This window comes from Escherichia albertii NBRC 107761 = DSM 17582, assembly GCF_000759775.1.
GTDB classification, from domain to species: Bacteria; Pseudomonadota; Gammaproteobacteria; order Enterobacterales; family Enterobacteriaceae; genus Escherichia; species Escherichia albertii.
Window position 1 is genome coordinate 33,573 of sequence record NZ_BBMY01000007.1, and the last position, 6,902, is coordinate 40,474.

The window sequence follows — 6,902 nt, forward strand, 5'->3', positions numbered from 1 at the left end:
ATTTATAAAAGAAAAACTGACCGGCCAGCATCGTAACGTGCTGGCCTTTTTGGCAAGCAGGTCGGCTCAGCCGATGAGTTAAGAAGATCGTGGAGAACACTATGAGCGCAAATGCGGAGACTCAAACCCCGCAGCAACCGGTAAAGAAGAACGGCAAGCGTAAACGCCTGCTACTCCTTCTCACCTTGCTCTTTATTATTATTGCCGTAGCGACAGGGATTTATTGGTTTTTGGTACTGCGTCATTTTGAAGAAACTGATGACGCATACGTAGCAGGGAATCAGATTCAGATTATGTCTCAGGTGTCGGGCAGCGTGACGAAAGTCTGGGCCGATAACACCGACTTTGTGAAAGAAGGCGATGTATTGGTCACTCTCGACCCGACGGATGCCCGTCAGGCGTTTGAAAAAGCCAAAACGGCGCTGGCCTCCAGCGTGCGCCAGACCCACCAGTTAATGATTAATAGCAAACAGTTGCAGGCGAATATTGAGGTGCAAAAAATCGCCCTCGCGAAAGCACAGAGCGACTACAACCGCCGTGTCCCGCTGGGCAACGCCAACCTGATTGGCCGCGAAGAGCTGCAACACGCCCGCGACGCCGTTACCAGCGCCCAGGCGCAACTGGATGTCGCCATCCAACAATACAATGCCAATCAGGCGATGATTCTGGGGACTAAACTGGAAGATCAGCCTGCGGTGCAACAGGCCGCTACCGAAGTGCGTAATGCCTGGCTGGCACTGGAGCGTACTCGTATTGTCAGCCCGATGACCGGTTATGTCTCTCGCCGTGCTGTACAGCCTGGTGCGCAAATTAGCCCGACAACGCCGCTGATGGCAGTGGTTCCAGCCACTAACATGTGGGTCGATGCTAACTTTAAAGAGACGCAAATTGCCAATATGCGTATCGGTCAGCCGGTCACCATCACCACCGATATTTACGGCGATGATGTGAAATACACCGGGAAAGTGGTCGGTCTGGATATGGGTACGGGTAGCGCGTTCTCACTACTTCCGGCGCAAAATGCCACCGGAAACTGGATCAAAGTCGTTCAGCGTCTTCCTGTTCGTGTCGAACTGGACCAGAAACAACTGGAACAGCACCCGCTGCGTATCGGTTTATCCACGCTGGTAAGCGTCAATACGACTAACCGTAACGGTCAGGTACTGGCAAGCACAGTGCGCTCCACTCCAGTAGCGGAAAGTACCGCCCGTGAAATCAGCCTGGAACCTGTCAATAAACTGATCGACGACATCGTAAAAGCTAACGCTGGCTAATCCAGAGGTGTGTGTGATGCAACAGCAAAAACCGCTGGAAGGCGCGCAACTGATCATTATGACGATTGCGCTGTCGCTGGCGACATTCATGCAGGTGCTGGACTCCACCATTGCTAACGTGGCGATCCCCACTATCGCCGGAAATCTGGGCTCATCGCTCAGTCAGGGAACGTGGGTAATTACCTCTTTCGGGGTGGCGAATGCCATCTCGATCCCCCTTACCGGCTGGCTGGCAAAGCGTGTCGGGGAAGTAAAACTGTTCCTCTGGTCGACCATCGCTTTCGCCATTGCTTCGTGGGCGTGTGGTGTCTCCAGCAGCCTGAACATGCTGATCTTCTTCCGCGTGATTCAGGGGATTGTCGCCGGACCGTTGATCCCGCTTTCGCAAAGTCTATTGCTGAATAACTACCCGCCAGCTAAGCGTTCTATTGCGCTGGCGTTGTGGTCGATGACGGTGATTGTCGCGCCAATTTGCGGCCCAATCCTTGGTGGTTATATCAGCGATAATTATCACTGGGGCTGGATCTTTTTTATCAACGTGCCAATTGGCATAGCAGTAGTGTTGATGACGCTGCAAACCCTGCGCGGACGCGAAACCCGTACCGAACGGCGGCGAATTGATGCCGTGGGGCTGGCGCTGCTGGTGATTGGTATCGGCAGCCTGCAGATTATGCTCGACCGGGGTAAAGAACTGGACTGGTTCTCATCACAGGAAATTATCATTCTCACTGTGGTGGCTGTGGTGGCTATCAGTTTCCTGATTGTCTGGGAACTGACGGACGATAACCCGATAGTTGACCTGTCGTTGTTTAAGTCGCGCAACTTTACCATTGGCTGCTTATGTATCAGCCTCGCCTATATGCTTTACTTCGGCGCTATTGTTTTACTTCCGCAGTTATTACAGGAGGTCTACGGTTACACGGCGACGTGGGCAGGGTTGGCGTCTGCGCCGGTAGGGATTATTCCGGTGATCCTGTCGCCGATTATTGGCCGCTTCGCACATAAACTGGATATGCGTCGACTGGTAACCTTTAGTTTTATTATGTATGCCGTCTGCTTCTACTGGCGTGCGTATACCTTTGAACCAGGTATGGATTTTGGCGCGTCGGCCTGGCCGCAGTTTATCCAGGGCTTCGCGGTGGCTTGCTTCTTTATGCCGCTGACCACCATTACGCTGTCTGGTTTGCCGCCTGAACGGCTGGCGGCGGCGTCAAGTCTCTCCAACTTTACGCGAACACTGGCAGGGTCCATCGGTACGTCCATCACCACGACCATGTGGACCAATCGCGAGTCGCTGCACCATGCGCAATTGACCGAGTCAGTGAATCCGTATAATCCGAACGCCCAGGCGATGTACAGTCAACTGGAAGGGCTGGGGATGACGCAACAACAGGCATCTGGCTGGATTGCCCAGCAGATCACCAATCAGGGGCTGATTATTTCCGCCAATGAGATCTTCTGGATGTCAGCCGGGATATTCCTCGTCCTGCTGGGGCTGGTGTGGTTTGCTAAACCGCCATTTGGCGCAGGTGGCGGCGCAGGCGGCGCGCATTAATGTTATCAAAGGGAGCTACGGCTCCCTTTTTGTTTGCTCATCTTACGCCATAAAAAGCCGTTCGTCTGGAATGCGACGAACATTACCCGCCAGCTGCGTAGCCAGCTCATCAGTCTGTTTACGGCTTATGGCGCACGGGCAAAAATCGTTTATCTGGAAGTACCATGGGCGCAATGGAAGCAGCAAAATGCTAGGCGCAAGTATGCGGTGCCTGAAGCGGTCGTGATGCGAATGGCCTCAAGACTGGAAGTTCCTCAACCAGATGAAGCGCATAGTGTGGAATATCGGGTGACTGATCGGTAAAAACAGACTGTGATATTCGTATATTGCTGACAAATTGCTCGCGGTTTGATGCCGGATGCGGCGCGGACGCCTTATCCGGCCTACAATAGTGAGAAAATTCAATAAATTGAGATTTCCACGTAGGCCTGATAAGCATCGCGCATCAGGCAAGCCAGGCAGTGATATCACCGCCCGACTTCTTCTGCCTGAGCTAACTAGATGTGCAGCTCCTGCAACTTCTCTTTCGGCAGCGCCAGCTCTTCGTTACTGTTGATACGCACGCCACGCTCCAAAATATTACGGGCGATATCCTGCGCTTCCTGCAACGAATGCATCTGATAAGTGCCACACTGGTAGACGTTCAGCTCCGGGATCTGATTCTGATCCTGCACTTTCAGCACGTCTTCCATTGCCGCTTTCCAGGCATCAGCGACACGCTGCTCATCTGGCGTACCAATCAGACTCATATAAAAACCGGTGCGACAGCCCATTGGCGAGATATCGATAATCTCTACGCCATTGCCGTTAAGATGGTTACGCATAAAACCAGCAAACAGATGTTCCAGAGTATGGATGCCTTTTTCTGGCATCACTTCTTTGTTCGGTACGCAGAAGCGCAGATCGAACACGGTGATTGCGTCGCCATGCGGGGTGTTCATTGTTTTCGCCACCCGAACTGCAGGCGCTTCCATCCGGGTATGATCGACTGTGAAGCTATCTAACAACGGCATTTAGCCACCTCCGGTAATTTTTTTAAAAATTTTCTGAACTCTTTCTTCCCAGGCGAGTCTGAGTATATGAAAGACGCGCATTTGTTATCATCATCCCTGAATTCAGAGATGAAATTTTGGCCACTCCCGAGTGGCCTTTTTCTTTTCTGTCAGGCGTGCTTTTCCAGCCACACCGCAAACGGCTCAGCATCTGCAGCTTCCATTTCCTGCTGACGACGTTTTGATGCCTCGCGCTCAGCAACAAAATCCTCCTCGCGCAGAATTTCCAGCGGCTCTTCACGCAGCAGGTTACGGTACGCTTCAGCAAACGCTTTGCCTGTTCCGCCAATACCAGTATCAATCATAGACCTTAAGATACGGGCAGAGAAAGTCAGATCGGGATTATCAAAGCTGGTGACCAGTTCATCACACACTTTCTGGTACGCTTCGCCGCCGTTAATGCTATCCAGCGTTTGCGCAACACGTTTCAGATCGCGGAACAGATCTTTACCCACCTGCGACAGCGGGAACTGCGCGGTTTCACAACCGATGCCCAGCGTCAGGCCCGGTTTGCGACCTTCGAGGATCACCCGGTTCCAGTTAACGCGTGTACAGGCAAGTTCGCTACTGCTCATTTCCGGTGCATCAGCCAGCGCACACCAGACCATAAACAGGTCGAGGAATCGCACCTGCTGTTCATCTACACCAATCGGCGAGAACGGGTTGATGTCCAGCGAACGCACTTCAATATATTCAATGCCGCCACGTAACAACGCATCAGATGGCGATTCGCCGCTGCGGGTAACGCGTTTCGGGCGAATCGGCGCATATAGCTCGTTTTCAATCTGCAGCACATTGCTGTTGATTTGCAGCCGCTTGCCGTCTTTCTCTATACCAATCTTCGCGTACTCTTCCGATGGCGTTTTGATTGCCTGTTTAAGGCCCGCTACGTACTCGTAAAGATCGTTGAAGGTAATACCAAGATTGCTTTGCGATTTATTGGTATAGCCAAGATCGCTCAAACGAAGAGAGGTCGCATACGGCAGGTAGTACATACCGCACTCGGTTTTTTCAAACGGCAGCGACGTCGGTTTACCTTGCAGGAATGAAGAGCAAATTGCTGGAGATGCGCCAAACAAGTAAGGAATAACCCAACCGAAGCGATAGTAGTTACGGATAACGCGGAAATAGCCCGCAGAAATTTTCTCTTTGGCGTCTTCGCCCGAGATATCGCCGCACTTCGCTTGCCAGAATGCCATTGGCAAAGAGAAGTTGTAGTGCACGCCGGAAATGGTTTGCATCAGAGCGCCATAGCGATTTTTCAGCCCTTCACGGTACAGCGTTTTAAAGCGACCGGTATTTGACCTGCCATATTGCGCCAGTTCGATATCCTGACCTTCTGCGATGTAGCATGGCATACTTAACGGCCACATCCGCTCATCGCCCATGTTGCGCGCCGTATAACGATGCAGATCGCGCATAAAAGTCAGCATATGTTCAATATCGCCATCCACTGGTGTGATAAATTCCAGCAATGCTTCGGCAAAATCGGTAGTTATCCATTTATGCGTCAATGCGGAACCTAATGCTTCAGGATGACCTGTTGTTGCCAGTGTGCCATCGGCATTTACACGTAAAGTTTCGCGCTCCAGCCCACGCTGTATCCCCTTTAACGCCTGAGGATGTTTTTCCAGCCAGGCCAGCGCCTGTGATACGTCCGGGATCAAATTGACCTCCCGCCTGTCAAAATCGTTTTAATTAGCATAACTGTAATGGTGGCCATGTGTGCAGGCCTACAATTAGTGCCACCACATCATGCCCTGAACGGTGGCTGCTGCAATCGCAACATAGCGCAACGCTTTACCAAGGCACAAAAAAATGATTACTGGTCCCCAGGAAATGCGCATCCATCCCGCTAACAGACACAGTAAATCGCCAACCACTGGCATCCAGCTAAGTAATAGTGTGACTGCGCCATAGCGTTTCAGCCAGCCGGTGGCTTTCTCTTGCCAGCGCGATGTTTCGCGCAATGGAAAGAAGCGCCCAAGGATAACGTTAGTTAGCCCTCCAAGGCTATTACCCATTGTTGCTGTTAATACTAAAACCCAGGGATGACTCACCCCGGAAAGCAACATTGCCACCAGAACTATTTCGGAATTACCGGGTAATAGTGTAGCGCTGAGAAAACTGCTGGCAAACAACGAGAAGAGCGATAACGCTTCACTCACAACAAGCGAACATCCACAGCGTCCATACCTGCGGCGCGAGCTGCCTGAATACCGAAATCAGCATCTTCAAAGACCACGCACTGAGCTGGCTGCACGCCCATATGTTGTGCACACAACAAAAATGTGTCTGGCGCAGGTTTATGGTGTTTGACGTGATCAGCGGCAACGACCGTGTCAAAGTAACGGCGTAATCCCAGATGCGTTAACAGCGCCTCTGCTATCGCGCTTTCGCTCCCCGTACCGACAGCCATAGGCCGACGGCCGTACCAACTTTTCACCACTTCAACAAGTGGCAGAGGCTCGACGCTATCCAGCAACATACTTCTTACTGCCTCTGTTTTTTCACGCGCCAGCGCATACGGGTCGAGATCAGCCTGATTCAATTCAATGATCGCCTGAGCAATTCGCCAGGTGGGCGAGCCATTAAGCGCAATCATCGCCTGAACATCGTACCGAAGACCGTAACGCCCTAATACTTCGCGCCACGCTTTACGGTGTGTCGGTTCCGTATCCAGGATAGTGCCATCCATATCAAAAATTAAACCTGCATAACGCTCGTACATGGTCTTCTCGCAAGTCGAAAAATATGACGCTACTTTAGCGTAATTGCTTGATTTTGTCGCTGATGGCGAAGGAGAAGAATATTCAGGAAACGGAGAAAATAGTTATTTAGAAATGAGAGATTTTTTAAAGGAAATTTTTAGAGAAGATGGTGCATCCGGGAGGATGACTCACTGGCGTTCTCCCTTCGGGCCGTTGCTGAAGCAACGTTATCCTTCCTGGTGCAGGCGATCGTTACCGCCACCTCCTCCATATCTTCATCGCTGAAGATTACGGAGAAAATGGTGCATCC

At 51.6% G+C, this 6,902-nt stretch carries 6 protein-coding genes and 1 pseudogene; 3 read left to right on the forward strand and 4 right to left on the reverse strand.

Annotated features, from left to right (window positions below; translation table 11 throughout):
* Window positions 1-101 precede the first annotated feature (101 nt).
* The 3 genes and pseudogenes from emrA to EA14781_RS02550 all read left to right on the forward strand — a co-directional run.
* Window positions 102-1,274, forward strand: a complete 1,173-nt coding sequence (gene emrA, locus EA14781_RS02540) for a multidrug efflux MFS transporter periplasmic adaptor subunit EmrA (protein WP_002461492.1) — start codon at window positions 102-104, stop codon at window positions 1,272-1,274.
* Between the two features lie 16 nt (window positions 1,275-1,290).
* Complete coding sequence (emrB, locus tag EA14781_RS02545; protein WP_001187290.1) at window positions 1,291-2,829, forward strand: multidrug efflux MFS transporter permease subunit EmrB; 1,539 nt, start codon at window positions 1,291-1,293, stop codon at window positions 2,827-2,829.
* A gap of 36 nt (window positions 2,830-2,865) precedes the next feature.
* Window positions 2,866-3,132, forward strand: a pseudogene (locus EA14781_RS02550) (AAA family ATPase); the annotation flags it as partial.
* 194 nt (window positions 3,133-3,326) lie between these two features.
* On the opposite strand, the gene luxS reads toward EA14781_RS02550, so the two are convergent.
* The 4 genes from luxS to yqaB form a co-directional block, all read right to left on the reverse strand.
* A complete protein-coding gene (gene luxS / locus EA14781_RS02555; RefSeq protein ID WP_001130206.1) occupies window positions 3,327-3,842 on the reverse strand; it encodes an S-ribosylhomocysteine lyase in 516 nt (171 codons plus the stop codon).
* Between the two features lie 149 nt (window positions 3,843-3,991).
* Complete coding sequence (gene gshA, locus EA14781_RS02560; RefSeq protein ID WP_000611774.1) at window positions 3,992-5,548, reverse strand: glutamate--cysteine ligase; 1,557 nt, start codon at window positions 5,546-5,548, stop codon at window positions 3,992-3,994.
* Between the two features lie 72 nt (window positions 5,549-5,620).
* Entirely contained in the window at window positions 5,621-6,049 is a 429-nt protein-coding gene (locus tag EA14781_RS02565; RefSeq protein WP_001287448.1) for a YqaA family protein, read from the reverse strand.
* Window positions 6,046-6,612 (reverse strand): fructose-1-phosphate/6-phosphogluconate phosphatase, encoded by a 567-nt coding sequence (gene yqaB, locus EA14781_RS02570; RefSeq protein WP_000273324.1) that lies wholly within the window; start codon window positions 6,610-6,612, stop codon window positions 6,046-6,048. Before yqaB ends, EA14781_RS02565 begins: the two co-directional genes overlap by 4 nt.
* Window positions 6,613-6,902: the final 290 nt, after the last annotated feature.